The organism is Pseudomonas fluorescens (assembly GCF_002837185.1).
Classification (GTDB): domain Bacteria; phylum Pseudomonadota; class Gammaproteobacteria; order Pseudomonadales; family Pseudomonadaceae; genus Aquipseudomonas; species Aquipseudomonas fluorescens_AM.
Map to the genome: position 1 here is coordinate 83859 of NZ_KZ477996.1, position 12794 is coordinate 96652.

General features: G+C 60.9%; 8 protein-coding genes. 5 read left to right on the top strand and 3 right to left on the bottom strand.

Annotated features, from left to right (window positions below; translation table 11 throughout):
- Positions 1 to 20 precede the first annotated feature (20 nt).
- From CIB54_RS13595 to CIB54_RS13615, 5 genes are all read left to right on the top strand, one after another.
- Positions 21 to 1265: an NAD(P)/FAD-dependent oxidoreductase gene (locus CIB54_RS13595; RefSeq protein WP_101220038.1), complete on the top strand. Its 1245-nt coding sequence runs from the start codon at positions 21 to 23 to the stop codon at positions 1263 to 1265.
- Entirely contained in the window at positions 1266 to 2072 is an 807-nt protein-coding gene (locus CIB54_RS13600) for a sulfite exporter TauE/SafE family protein (protein ID WP_065953022.1), read from the top strand.
- Between the two features lie 146 nt (positions 2073 to 2218).
- Complete coding sequence (locus CIB54_RS13605) at positions 2219 to 6895, top strand: SET domain-containing protein-lysine N-methyltransferase (RefSeq protein ID WP_101220039.1); 4677 nt, start codon at positions 2219 to 2221, stop codon at positions 6893 to 6895.
- A gap of 130 nt (positions 6896 to 7025) precedes the next feature.
- The gene (locus tag CIB54_RS13610; RefSeq protein ID WP_101220040.1) at positions 7026 to 8672 is read left to right on the top strand and encodes an MFS transporter; all 1647 of its coding nucleotides are present in this window, start codon (positions 7026 to 7028) and stop codon (positions 8670 to 8672) included.
- Positions 8669 to 9814, top strand: coding sequence for an HlyD family secretion protein (locus tag CIB54_RS13615; protein ID WP_101220041.1), 1146 nt, complete (start codon positions 8669 to 8671; stop codon positions 9812 to 9814). The genes CIB54_RS13610 and CIB54_RS13615 overlap by 4 nt, the downstream gene beginning before the upstream one ends.
- Before the next feature lie 78 nt (positions 9815 to 9892).
- Here the strand turns inward: CIB54_RS13615 and CIB54_RS13620 are convergent, their stop codons facing one another.
- The 3 genes from CIB54_RS13620 to CIB54_RS13630 form a co-directional block, all read right to left on the bottom strand.
- Positions 9893 to 10792 (bottom strand): aldose 1-epimerase, encoded by a 900-nt coding sequence (locus tag CIB54_RS13620; RefSeq protein WP_232790548.1) that lies wholly within the window; start codon positions 10790 to 10792, stop codon positions 9893 to 9895.
- 163 nt (positions 10793 to 10955) lie between these two features.
- Positions 10956 to 12236, bottom strand: a complete 1281-nt coding sequence (locus CIB54_RS13625; protein ID WP_065953027.1) for a TRAP transporter large permease — start codon at positions 12234 to 12236, stop codon at positions 10956 to 10958.
- Position 12237: 1 nt separating this feature from the next.
- Positions 12238 to 12765 (bottom strand): TRAP transporter small permease, encoded by a 528-nt coding sequence (locus tag CIB54_RS13630; RefSeq protein ID WP_101220043.1) that lies wholly within the window; start codon positions 12763 to 12765, stop codon positions 12238 to 12240.
- Positions 12766 to 12794: the final 29 nt, after the last annotated feature.

Here is a 12794-nt window from a genome sequence, read left to right on the forward strand (position 1 = left end):
CTCCAAAAAGGCAGTAGACAATGACCGAACAACACTGGGGACCCACCATCAGTGGCGATATCGTCGTCATCGGCGGCGGCTCGGCAGGCATCGGCCTGCTGGCCAGCCTGCTCAAGCGCGACCCGCAACTGAACCTCATCCTGATCGAACCCAACGACTTCCATTGCTATCAACCCGCCTGGACCCTGGTGGGCGGCGGCGCCTACGACCTGCAAAAAACCCGGCGCCCGCTGGCCGACGTACTGCCCAATGGTGTCACCTGGGTCCAGGCCGCCGTCAGCGAGTTATTGCCTGACGAGCAAACCCTTGTGCTCGACAGCGGCCAGCGCGTCACTTGGAAAAACCTGATTGTGTGCCCCGGCCTGCGCCTGGCGTGGGAAAAGATCGAGGGCCTGCAGGAGACCCTCGGTCGCCACGGCGTCACCTCCAACTATAGCTACGAACACGCGGCCTATACCTGGCAACTGGTGCAGCAGCTCAAGGGTGGCAAGGCGCTCTTCACCCAGCCGGCCATGCCGATCAAATGCGCCGGCGCGCCGCAGAAGGCCATGTACCTGTCCTGCGATCACTGGCTCAAGCAGGGCAGCCTGAAAAACATCGAGGTTGAATTCAACCTGGCCGGTGCCGCGCTGTTTGGTGTGCCAACGTTTGTGCCGCCGTTGATGAAGTACGTCGAGAAATACAACGCGCGCCTGGCGTTCAATGCCAACCTGATCAAGGTCGATGGCCCGGCAGGCAAGGCCTGGTTTGAAGTCAAGGACGCCGAAGGCAACGTCAACGTCGTCGAAAAAGTGTTTGACCTGCTGCATGTGGTCCCGCCGCAAGTCGCCCCGGATTTTATCCGGCATAGCCCGCTGGCCGACACCGCCGGCTGGTGCGAAGTGAACCCCCACAGCCTGCAGCACCTGCGCTATCCGAACATCTTCGGCCTGGGCGACGTGTGCGGCACCGCCAACGCCAAGACCGCTGCGGCGGTGCGCAAGCAGATCGTGGTGGTCGCTGAAAACCTGCTGGCCCTGCGCAAACAGGCACCGCTGCCGCTCAAGTACGACGGCTACGGCTCCTGCCCGCTGACGGTGGAGAAGGGCAAGGTAGTGCTGGCTGAGTTCGGTTACGGCGGCAAGCTGCTGCCGACCTTTCCCCTGGACCCCACCCAGGCACGTCGCTCGATGTGGTTCCTCAAGGCCACATTGCTGCCGTGGTTCTACTGGAACGGCATGCTCAAGGGCCGCGAGTGGCTGACCCGCCTGAGCAAGGTGGACTGAATGCTGCTGGCCAGTGTGTTGGGTGTATTGATGGGCCTGGTCATGGGCCTGACCGGCGCGGGCGGCGGCATTCTCGGAGTGCCGGCGCTGGTGTTGGGCCTGGGGTTGACGATGACTCAGGCCGCGCCGGTGTCATTGCTCGCGGTGGGCGCAGCCGCGGCGGTGGGCGCGATCGACGGCCTGCGCCATGGTTTGGTGCGTTACCGCGCGGCGTTATTGATCGCGTTGCTGGGCGCGCTGTTTTCGCCGTTGGGGGTGTTCGTCGCCCATCAACTGTCGGAGCCGGTGCTGATGGGCCTGTTCAGTGCATTGATGGTGCTGGTGGCCTGGCGCATGTTGCAGCGCGAAAAGGTCCAGGCTGGGCCGAGTGACCATGGCGCCGCCTCCTGGGGCCAGAAAAACTGCATGCTCAACCAGCAGACCGGGCGCCTGGCCTGGACCGCCAAATGCACTGTGACCCTGGCTGCATTGGGCGCGGTGACGGGCGCGGTCTCCGGGTTGCTCGGCGTGGGCGGCGGTTTTCTGATTGTGCCGGCGTTCAAGCAACTCACCGATGTGCAGATGCGCGGGATCGTCGCGACCTCGTTGATGGTGGTCAGCCTGCTGTCGCTGATCGGCGTGGCGGGGGCCTTTCATGCGGGGGTGAGCATCGAGCCGGTGGGCTGGGCGTTCATTGGCGCGAGTATCGTCGGAATGCTAGCGGGACGGCGTCTGTGTTCGGTGATTCCCGCCCGCAGCTTGCAGGTGGGGTTTGCCAGCCTGTGTGTAGTAGTGGCGATTGGAATGTTGTTCAACGCGTTGATCTGACTCTGTGCCGGCGACTCGTAAGATCGCCGTGCATTGCGGCAGTCACAAAATCTGGTAGGTGGGCAGGAACCTGCTGATTGGGTTTTAACACCCAGTGAGCACGGCAAACGCCAGGATGATTTTTTGACTACGGATAGACATCGCTCATGACCTCCATTCCCCCTGCACAGCGCTTTTCCTCACCGCCGGTACTGGCGCCCGGCAATCAGTCAGCGCCGGTCAACGAAGAACTCGATAGGTTGGCCACCCCCGTTATCCCAGGCCCTGCGCTGGGTAATCTGGGCGGGGCGCTGTCCTGGCCGATACCCTTGAGCGCAGACGAACAACGGCGCTTGCGTCTTATCACGATGAATCACGAACACCCTCTGGGCGACCAGCCTTTGGTGATGCAAACCAAGGGCGGTGTGCTGGAGTTCTTGCGGTATCGTCAGCCAGTGCCAGCGTCCGCGCAGAACGACCCTGCCAAAATAGTCGAGGCGCTAGTGCGCTCCCCCCAGGGGCAACGGATGGGCAAGGCGCTGCAGCAAAGAATGCAAGGCATCGACAACGAGAGTAGCGCAACGGACTACCTGTTGGCGGGGATCGCACTGCAGATGGATCCTGAGTCGATTACCGCCCCTGATCGCAACAAAATAGCCGGCTTCGATCTGGCCAGTGACAAACATTGGGGCCGCCACCCCTCTGCAGTTGGGGATGCCCTGGCCGAACACTTGAGCAGCTCAGGCAGAACCAGCGCTGCGCTTGCAAAGGTGGGGGCATACCTGTTGCTGGCCCGCTCGGCCCCGCAGTTTCTGATTAAAGACATTCCCCCGAGTGTGAAGATCGGTAGCCAGGCATGGGCCAGCTTGACGATTGCAGCCATGACGATCGAGGCGCAGACACCGGGCAAAGTCCTCGGCATGACGTTTGCCCAGGTCATGCGCGAGGCCGAAAAGGCGTGGCTGGTTGACCCTGCGATCACCCACACAGCACAAATGGCTGCTTTGCTGGACTGGGCAATCGCCAATGGAGTGCTCACCAAAAGAAGCAATGACAACTACCTCCCCGCACACCTCGAATCGGCAAGAACCGCCTTCAACGCGCAACTTGACACCCGGCTATCTGCCTCCCGGGCACTGGACAAAGCATTACCCACACGAAAAGAGATCGCACTGACCAAACTCAAGGAACGGTTTGGCGACCTGGGCGCGTTTTTCGAAGAAAAAGTATTCGCTGTTGATCAGCGTTACGTGGTGATTGAAGGGGGAGGGATTTCGCTACTGGATGTCGCCATGAACGACTGGCTCGAACCCAGACCCTTCAAGGCGCATGAGCCCAGCAGCTCGCTTGAGTCGGGTGACCTGCGCAGGGTGCTGACGATGTTGAACGCCAACCCGCAGTTTGGCGTGCTGGCTGAATTCGACAGGCAGTTCAACCGCGCAATCGAGGAAAAAAAGGCCGCCGTCAATACAACGGTCAGGCACATGATTTCGCAACTGCCATTGGCGGATCGAAAGAACTTCGAATTGGGGACAATCAGCTTTTTCCAGGAAGGCTCGTATGTCATGGATGGTCATTTCAATAATACATACGCTCAAAACAAACCGGGGCTGCTGGTCAAAACCGAGCTGCAGGGCACGTCCCAAGCCTATGTAATCGATTTCAATAAAGGCACGATTGAAAAGGCGTCCCTGTCCAAAGCGGTGGTCAAGGAGGTCAGGGACGGCAAAAACGTTTCTACAACCAAAGCGCTCACGCCCCGTTATTCAGCAGATGATCTGGGTCGTGAGCGCCCTTCGAATAATTCACTATTGAATAGTTTCACCAGCCATCGGTCCGAAGCGATTGCCAGGGCGTTTGTCCAGCACTTGGCACTCGACGATCCGGCTATCAAAGAACAAGCCCGCGGACAGACAAGCTTGGACAAGGCGAACGCACAGTTGAGCGAGTTTTTGCTGAACCTGATCCCCTTCAGGTCCGCCATTGTCAATTTTCAGAACGGCCAGTCCGGCGCGGGCACATTCGATCTCTTGCTGGATGTATTCGGGTTTCTTACCGCTGGCACTGCCACCGCAGGAAAACTACTCAAGATCGGCCGGACTGCGCTGTCCACCGGCGTCAAGGCGTTGCGGGCGGCCAAGGTCATCGGCGTGGCAACCATTGACGTGCTCAACCCCCTGGGGGGCTTGAGTGATCTGCCCAAGCTTGTGGGCAATGGCGGTCTTTATCTGCTGTCCAAAGGCGCCAAAGCTGTCAACCGGTTCAGGGGCGCCAGTGCCAGTTACGATGTGTTGAAGGCAGTGAGTAAACAGTACGACGCCGCAGCAACGGGCATCGTGAAGGGGGTCGACCAGACAGTGGAAGGGGCTGCAGTGCTCAAGAGCGGCCATTGGTATGCTTTTGATGCCGACACGATGCGGCCTTATGGCAGCCCGCTCGATGGTTTTGCGCCCACGACGCAGGCGGTCGCCGGCAAGGTGGGCGTTGCGCACGTCGATGAAGCGAACGCGCTGAGCCATGAGCTGTTCGGTCACTACAAGATGCCAGCCTCCACCATCGCCGGGCTCTCACGCAACAATCAGGGCGTGTATGTGGCAACCGATGGGCATCTTTCGCATATACGCCACACCGACAGCAACGGTGAAACAGCGGTGTACGAGGTCCGGCAGGTCACTCGCACGGAAGAGGGCGTTGTGCAGGCGCGGGTTTATCACAACAACCGGCAAACCGAGTTGGTGGTCCAGCACATACAGGGGGATCAATGGCAACGCCTGGGGGCAGCCGGTGGAGGGAGGCAGATTAGCGCTGAACATTTGCGGGCGTGGGAAGCATTGTCCCGCCAGGAACAAATAAGACTTACCCCCAGGGGCTTTGCCCGACAGCATCAACTGCCCTGGAGGGCGTTTGAGTACTGCGTGAAAGATGTTGACGGTCGACTCAGCGAAACCGGCTTGATCATACGTAACCGGCCCGCTGACACACCCTTCAATAAGGTGACCCAAGTGCATCTGCATAGCTGGCGAGGCATGACACAGCAGGAGCGTAGCGCGATGACCTTGGAGGGGTTTGCCGGTCATCATCACCTTAATAGCCATACGCTGAAAAATTACGTGCGGGCCGATGGCGGCCTGGGGCCACAGGGCAGGGAACTGTTGGGTAGGGTTGCCGCAGGTACGGCCTACGAGGTGATTACCGATGAGCATTTACAGCAGTGGCGCACGCTCTTCGCGCAACCGAACAACTCAGTGACACAAGAGCAGTTCATCAGCCAACACAGGCTCAGTCCAGCCAGTTGGAGTCGCTTCGTTAAAAAGGATGGTTCCTTGAAAGGCGCGGCCGTGGAACGTCTCAATCCAGTGGAGCAAAACGCTGCGCTTGCCCCCACGTTCCAGACGCAGCCACGCAAGCAGCTAATCACTGCCGAACATCTACGCGAGTGGGAAGCGTTGTCGCCCGCCCAACAGCAAAGCATTACCCGTGAGCACTTTGCCCAACAGAGGAACCTGCCGCCGAAAACCTTTGCCTACTACGTGCAAGCCGACGGCCAGTTGAGCGATACCGGCAAGATCGTGCGCGACCGCGCGGTCAACACACCTTTCAAGACGCTGACTGAAACACATATTCGTGATTGGCAAAGCAAGACACAGCAGGCGCGTGACGCCATGACCATGAACGGGTTTGCCGGTCATTATCACCTCAATCCGAGTACCTTCAAAAATTGTGCACGGCAGGATGGCGGCCTGGGGCCGCCCGGTGAAGCGTTGTTGAACAGGGCAGCTGGTCGCACCTATACCGCGCTGACCGATGACTATTTACGCCAGTGGCGCGAGCTGTTGGTTCAACCGAACAATTCAGTCACACAGTCGCAGTTCTTGAGCCAACATGGGCTCAACCCAAACACTTGGAGCCAGCACGTTAAGGTCGACGGTTCGTTAAAGGAGGCGACCGTGCAACGCCTCAATCGGGCAGGGCAAACCACCGCGCAACCCCCCGCGTCCGAGCAACCTGCTGCGGGTACGACACGCAAACGGCCTGCGCAAGACCCTCTGGATCCGCCGCCGCCGAAATCTTCGGACCTGGACAAGCCCACCGACACGCCACAGAGCGAACACACCTCTGGCTCATCGTCGGACGTCGTCGTTATAAAAGTTGAACCCAATGTTACTGCTCCACTGCCTCGTCATCAGATCGACAATACACTGCCGATTCTGCAGGACCCGGTGAACCCCAGGCTCAGCTTGACCCAAACACTTGAGGGCCCTGTCGATGACATCCGTATTGCCCATTGGAATGGCGTGCTGGACGGGCTTGATAGCCCGACAAAGGCACGCGTTTCAGCGCAAATCAAGGCGTCGATCAAGAACTGGCTGAGCACCGAAGGTCAACACCAGTCTCGGTTTGAGGAGGCTATGGAGGTGGTCACAGTGCTCGACGATGGCGGGCCGGCTCGCGGCGCTTCGGTGTGGGCGCGGCGTGACATTCCCCAGTTCGAAGTGCTTGGCCCGTATGCGGGCAAATACCATGCGGACGAGGCGTCGCTGTTCCAGGAGCAACGCAAGCAAGGCTCGCGAGCTGTGCTGACCTACCTGTTCGGTACACGTTCGGGCACGCGCACGGTCAGTGGGCTGCACACGGGTAACACCCTGAGCCTGATCAATACCTCGCAACTGCGTAACGGGCCGGTGTGGCAGTCCAACAATGTGGTGTCCATCGCAGTCGGGAAAAACCTGACGTTCTATGTGGCGCTCAAAGACATCAAGAAAGGTGATGAATTGCTGCTGGACTATGGCCCGTTCTATGAACCGGTGCCTGATATCGCGATCAAGCCGGATCCTGATAGCTGAGTTCAAGTGCTCGGTGCCCGTCTGAGGAGCAATTGCGCCCTTGGCATGGCAAGATAAACGCTGCTCAGGTTCACTGCGCCCTGAGTAGCGGCTTCACCGGCCTTGCACGTCGGTTCATCAAGGTCACCGAATGGATAAATACACCCCCCACACCTGGCAACCCCACGAGCGGCCGAGCCTGCCCGGTTCACCGTCGACGCCGTTGCACCCCACCCACAAACGCTGGCTGTTTGCGCTGGTGGGTGTGCTGGTGGCAATCACCGGTGGCTTGGGCAACGCCCTGGTCATCGCCAACCTGCAATACCTGCAAGGCGCCCTGGGCGCGACCACGGCGGAAATGGCCTGGCTGCCCGCCGCCTATGTGATGACCAACGTGTGCATGAACCTGCTGCTGGTGAAATTCCGTCAGCAGTTCGGCCTGCGGGCGTTTACCGAAGTGTTCCTGGTGCTGTATGCGCTGGTGACCTTCGGCCACTTGTTCGTCAACGACCTCAACTCGGCCATCGCCGTGCGGGCGGCCCACGGCATGGTGGGGGCGGCGCTGAGTTCGTTGGGCTTGTACTACATGATCCAGGCGTTCCCGGCCAAGTGGCGCCTCAAAGCCCTGGTGCTGGGGCTGGGCACCGCGCAGCTGGCGTTGCCGCTGGCGCGGCTGTTCTCCGAGGATTTGCTGCAAATCGCCGAGTGGCGTGGCTTGTACCTGTTCGAGCTGGGCCTGGCGCTGATCTGCCTGGGCTGTGTGTTTCTGCTGAAATTGCCGCCCGGCGACCGGTTCAAGACCTTCGAAAAACTCGACTTCCTCACCTTCGCGATCCTGGCCACCGGCGTCGCCCTGCTCTGCGCGGTGTTGTCCCTGGGGCGCATCGACTGGTGGCTGGAAGCGCCCTGGATCGGCATCGCCTCGGCCTGTTCGCTGGTGCTGATCATGGCCGGGTTGGCCATCGAGCATAACCGCGCCAACCCGCTGCTGATGACGCGCTGGCTGGGCAGCGGCACCATGATTCGCCTGGCATTGGCGGTGATCCTGATTCGGATGGTGCTGTCCGAACAATCCACGGGCGCAGTGGGTTTCATGCAGATGCTGAACATGAGTTACCAGCAGATGCACACCTTGTACGTGGTGATGCTGGCCGGAGCGATTGCCGGGCTGGTGGTCAGCGCCTTGACGATCAACCCGGCGCATCTGTTGATGCCGCTGATCATTTCCCTGGCGCTGATGGCGACCGGGTCGGTGATGGACAGTTTTTCCAGCAACCTGACGCGGCCGCAGAACCTGTATATCAGCCAGTTCCTGCTAGGCTTCGGCGGGACCTTCTTTCTCGGGCCGACCATGGTGCTGGGCACCAAGAACGTATTGACCAACCCGCGCAACCTGGTGAGTTTTTCGGTGATGTTCGGGATTTGCCAGAACCTCGGCGGCCTGATCGGGGCGGCATTGCTCGGCACTTTCCAGATCGTGCGCGAGAAGTACCACTCGAGCATGATCGTCGAGCACCTGACCTTGCTCGACCCGCGTGTGGCGGCGCGGGTACAGAGTGGCGGTTCGGCCTATGGCGGTATCGTCGCCGACCCGGAACTGCGCAACTTCATGGGCATTCGCAGCCTGGCCACGGCGGCCACCCGTGAGGCGAACGTCATGGCGTACAACGATGTCTTCATGCTGATTGCGATTATCGCGATCCTGACCATGATCTGGATCTTTATCCGTAGCCTGTGGCTGATGAGCACCACCAAAGCAGCAACCCCTCCCGTTCAACCTGTCGGCGCCTCTTCATGACCGAACCCACGACCACGACCACCAACGCCATCGCTTCCACGCCCGAGGGCGCCACGCCACCGGGCGCCGCCGTGACCGAACCGCGTTCATTGCGGGTACGCATCCTTTCGTCCCTGGGCTTTGCCGCCGTTGCCATCGTCGGCGTGCTGATCGTGCTGTATGCGTGGCAACTGCCGCCGTTCAGCAGCGCCGTGGAAACCACCGAAAACGCCTTGGTGCGTGGGCAGGTGACGATCATCGGCCCGCAGCTCAGCGGCTACGTATTCGAAGTGCCGGTGCAGGATTTCCAGTATGTGAAAGCCGGTGACCTGCTGGTGCGCCTCGATGATCGCATCTACAAGCAGCGCCTGGACCAGGCCCTGGCGCAACTGGCGGTGCAGAAGGCTTCGCTGGCCAATGTGGTGCAGCAACGCAACAGCGCCGAAGCGACCATCAAGCTGCGCCAGGCCGCCTTGGTCGACAGCCAGGCGCAGGCGCGCAAAAGCACCGCCGACCTGCGCCGCAATGAAGAATTGATCAGCGACGGCTCGGTGTCCAAGCGGGAGCTGGACGTGACCCGCGCCGCCAATGCCCAGACGGTGGCAGCCGTGGCCCAGGCCCAGGCCAGCCTGGAAATCGCGCGGCAGGACCTGCAAACGGTGATCGTCAATCGCGGCTCCCTGGAGGCGGCGGTGGCCAGTGCGGAGGCGGCGGTGGAATTGGCGCGGATCGACCTGTCCAACACCCGCATTACCGCACCCCGGGATGGCCAGTTGGGGCAGATTGGCGTGCGCCTGGGGGCCTACGTCAACTCCGGCGCGCAGTTGATGGCGCTGGTGCCCAAGCAGTTGTGGGTGATTGCCAATATGAAAGAAACCCAGATGGACAATGTGCAGGTCGGCCAGCCGGTGACCTTCACCGTGGATGCGCTGAACCACCGCAGGTTTCACGGCACGGTGCAGCATATTTCCCCGGCGACCGGCTCGGAGTTCAGCCTGTTGCAGGCGGACAACGCCACCGGCAACTTCGTCAAGATCGCCCAGCGCGTGCCGGTGCGAATCACCGTGGACCCTGACCAGACCGAGAGTGAACGGTTGCGGCCGGGGTTGTCGGTGGTGGTGAGTATTGACACGGCAGGGCGCCTTAAAAATTCACCCCCCTGACCCTGACACAACAGGGAGCAAAATGTGGGAGGGGGCTTGCCCCCGATGGCAATGGATCAGTCATATTTGCAGTGACTGTCACACCGCTATCGGGGGCAAGCCCCCTCCCACATGTGGAGTGTATTTCAGGTTGAAACTGAGTTGGGTTGACTGGCCTTGCTCCAGCAGTTTCAGGCCAGGCCTGCCCGGCAGGTGATGGGCATTTACCGGATGACTTACCGGCTCGATGCAGAAAAAACCCAACCCCGGCGGGCAGTACAGCAGGAAGTAATCGGCGCCGGTAGCCTGGCATTCAAGGGTATGACCAAGCTCTGGTTGCTCGATCAGGCAGTGCCCATCCCAGCCACAAAAGCCATTGTCCACCAGGCTTTGCGGCAGCGTTCCGGTTTGCCTGAAATCCCAATCCTCCGGTACCGCCGCCAATTGCGTCGGCAGTTTGGCCGCATCGCTCAACCACACCTGCGATGCCTTGGCCTGCAACCGCGTACCCTGACGTCGTGGAAAATACGGGTGCAATCCCAGCCCATGCCATGCTGCGTTTTTGCCCAGATGAGTCACGCGTAATTCAATCGTCAGCACACCGTCGCGCAACCGAAACCGTTGCTCGGCGCGGTACGCGAACGGTGCATCGCAGAGTACCTGCAACACCACTTCATCTGCGGTCTGGCGGCTCACCTGCCACGCCTGTTGCCAGGCCGAGCCGTGAATCGGCAGCGGGTCAGTGTGGCTGTTGGGCTTGAGGGCCAGCCAGCCGTCGGGGTTATCGAAGCCGCCGTGGGCGATTCGGTTGGACCAGGGTGCCAAGGGGTAGCAGCCCAGCTTGCCCGGCAGCCCGGTATTGATCGCCTGCTCATCGCTGTGGCGCAACAGCGGTTGGCCGGTGGCGCGTACCGTCCAGTTCACGAGACTGCCGCCGATGGCGGGCGCGAGTACCAGATGGGTGAATGGATCCCTAAGCTCAACGAAGTTCAAAGACACGATCGACCTGCCGCATGGAAATAGTAAAAACAGCGCTGCCCGACAGGTGGGAGGGGGCTTGCCCCCGATTGCGGTGTTTCAGTCAAAGATGCTCAGACTGACCCACTGCTATCGGGGGCAAGCCCCCTCCCACATTCAAGCACCTGTGTTCTTGAGATTGGTGTTACAGCACCACGCTGGGCAACCACAGCGACAGTGCCGGAATGTAAGTCACCGCCATCAGCACCAGGAACAGCACCGCATAAAACGGCAGCAGCGCCTTCACGGTCTTCTCGATGCTGACCTTGCCCACCGCCGCGCCCACGAACAGCACCGCGCCTACCGGCGGGGTGATCAGGCCAATCCCGAGGTTGACCAGCATGATCATGCCGAAGTGCACCGGGTCGACGCCGATGCCGAGCACCACCGGCAGCAGGATCGGCGTGAGAATCAGGATCAGCGGCGCCATGTCCATCACCGTGCCAAGCAACAGCAGCATGGCGTTGATGCACATCAGGATCACGTAGCGGTTGTCCGACAGGGTCAAAAACAGCGTGGTGATCTTCGCCGGGATCTGCATCAGGGTCATGATGTAGCCGAAGCTGGCGGCGAAGGCGATCAGGATCATCACGATGGAAATGGTGCGCACCGTGCGGTGCATCAGCTTGGGCAGCTCGCGCCATTTGTAGTCGCGGTAGATGAACATGGTCACGAAGAACGCCCACAGCACCGCAATCGCGGCCGACTCGGTGGCGGTGAAGATACCCGACAGGATGCCGCCGAGGATGATCACCATGGCCATCAGGCCCCAGAGCGCGTCGGCGGCGATCTTCAGCGCCTGCCTCAAGGGGATGACTTCGCCTTTGGGATAGTCGCGCTTTTTCGCGAAGATCAGGCACAGCACCATCAGGCACGCGCTCATCAACAAGCCCGGCACCACGCCGGCCATGAACAGCGAAGCGATGGACACCGTGCCGCCCGCCGCCAGGGAGTAGAGCACCGAGTTATGGCTGGGCGGCGTCAACAGCGCCTGCACCGAACCGCTGACCGTCACAGCTGTCGCAAACTCCCTGGGGTAGCCGCGGCGTTCCATCTCCGGAATCAGCACCGAACCCACCGACGCGGTATCGGCCACCGACGAGCCGGAGATCGCGCCGAAAAAGGTCGAGGCCATGATGTTGACCAGGGACAGACCGCCGCGCACAAAACCCACCAGCACCCCGGCAAACGCCACCAGCCGCCTCGACATGCCGCCCTCGGCCATGATCGCGCCGGCCAGCACGAAGAACGGGATCGCCATCAGCGAAAACTTGTTCACGCCGCCCGCCACCTGGATCATCAGGGCCTGGAACGGGATGTCGATCCACCAGGCGCCGATCAACGCCGACAAGCCCAGCGCGTAGGCCACCGGCATGCCGATCAGGATCAAGGCGATAAAACTGCCCAACAGAATCAATGCGTCCATATCAGGCGGCCCCTTCGCTTTCTTCTACCAGGTCCAAGCGCACCACGCGCCGCTTGCTCTGGTCGCCCAGCAGCAGTTTCTCCATCACGAAGATCAGGGTCAGCAAGCCGCCAATCGGGATCGGCATATAGGTGATGCCGACGCGCAGGGTGGGGATGGCGCTCATGAACTGGTTCCAGGTGGACAGGCACAGCTTGGTGCCCCAGATCGTCATGAACAGACAAATGGTGCCCATCAGCAGTTGCGAAACAATGCCGACGAGGCGGCGTTGGGCGGCAGGCAGGCGGTCGGTGACCATGGCCACCGACATATGTGCACCGGCGCGGTAGCTGGCGGCGGCGCCGACGAAGGTGAACACCAGCATCAGCAGGATGGCGGTGGGCTCCGGCCAGCTTGAGCCGGTGCCGAGGATGTAGCGGGCGAAAATGCCCCAGGGAATGATCAGTGCGACCCCGAGTACCGAGAGACCGGCGACCCAGATGCAGGTCATGTAAATGCGGTCATTGATGCGCAGCAGTAGATTCTTCATGGCGTTCACCGTAACCGGGCGCGGCTCGC

What these genes read in the sequence shown, in the direction of transcription:
- CIB54_RS13595 (WP_101220038.1), top strand. Translation starts at nt 21, where the DNA reads ATGACCGAACAACACTGGGGACCCACCATCAGTGGCGATATCGTCGTC.
- CIB54_RS13600 (WP_065953022.1), top strand. Translation starts at nt 1,266, where the DNA reads ATGCTGCTGGCCAGTGTGTTGGGTGTATTGATGGGCCTGGTCATGGGC.
- CIB54_RS13605 (WP_101220039.1), top strand. Translation starts at nt 2,219, where the DNA reads ATGACCTCCATTCCCCCTGCACAGCGCTTTTCCTCACCGCCGGTACTG.
- CIB54_RS13610 (WP_101220040.1), top strand. Translation starts at nt 7,026, where the DNA reads ATGGATAAATACACCCCCCACACCTGGCAACCCCACGAGCGGCCGAGC.
- CIB54_RS13615 (WP_101220041.1), top strand. Translation starts at nt 8,669, where the DNA reads ATGACCGAACCCACGACCACGACCACCAACGCCATCGCTTCCACGCCC.
- CIB54_RS13625 (WP_065953027.1), bottom strand. Translation starts at nt 12,236, where the DNA reads ATGGACGCATTGATTCTGTTGGGCAGTTTTATCGCCTTGATCCTGATC.
- CIB54_RS13630 (WP_101220043.1), bottom strand. Translation starts at nt 12,765, where the DNA reads ATGAAGAATCTACTGCTGCGCATCAATGACCGCATTTACATGACCTGC.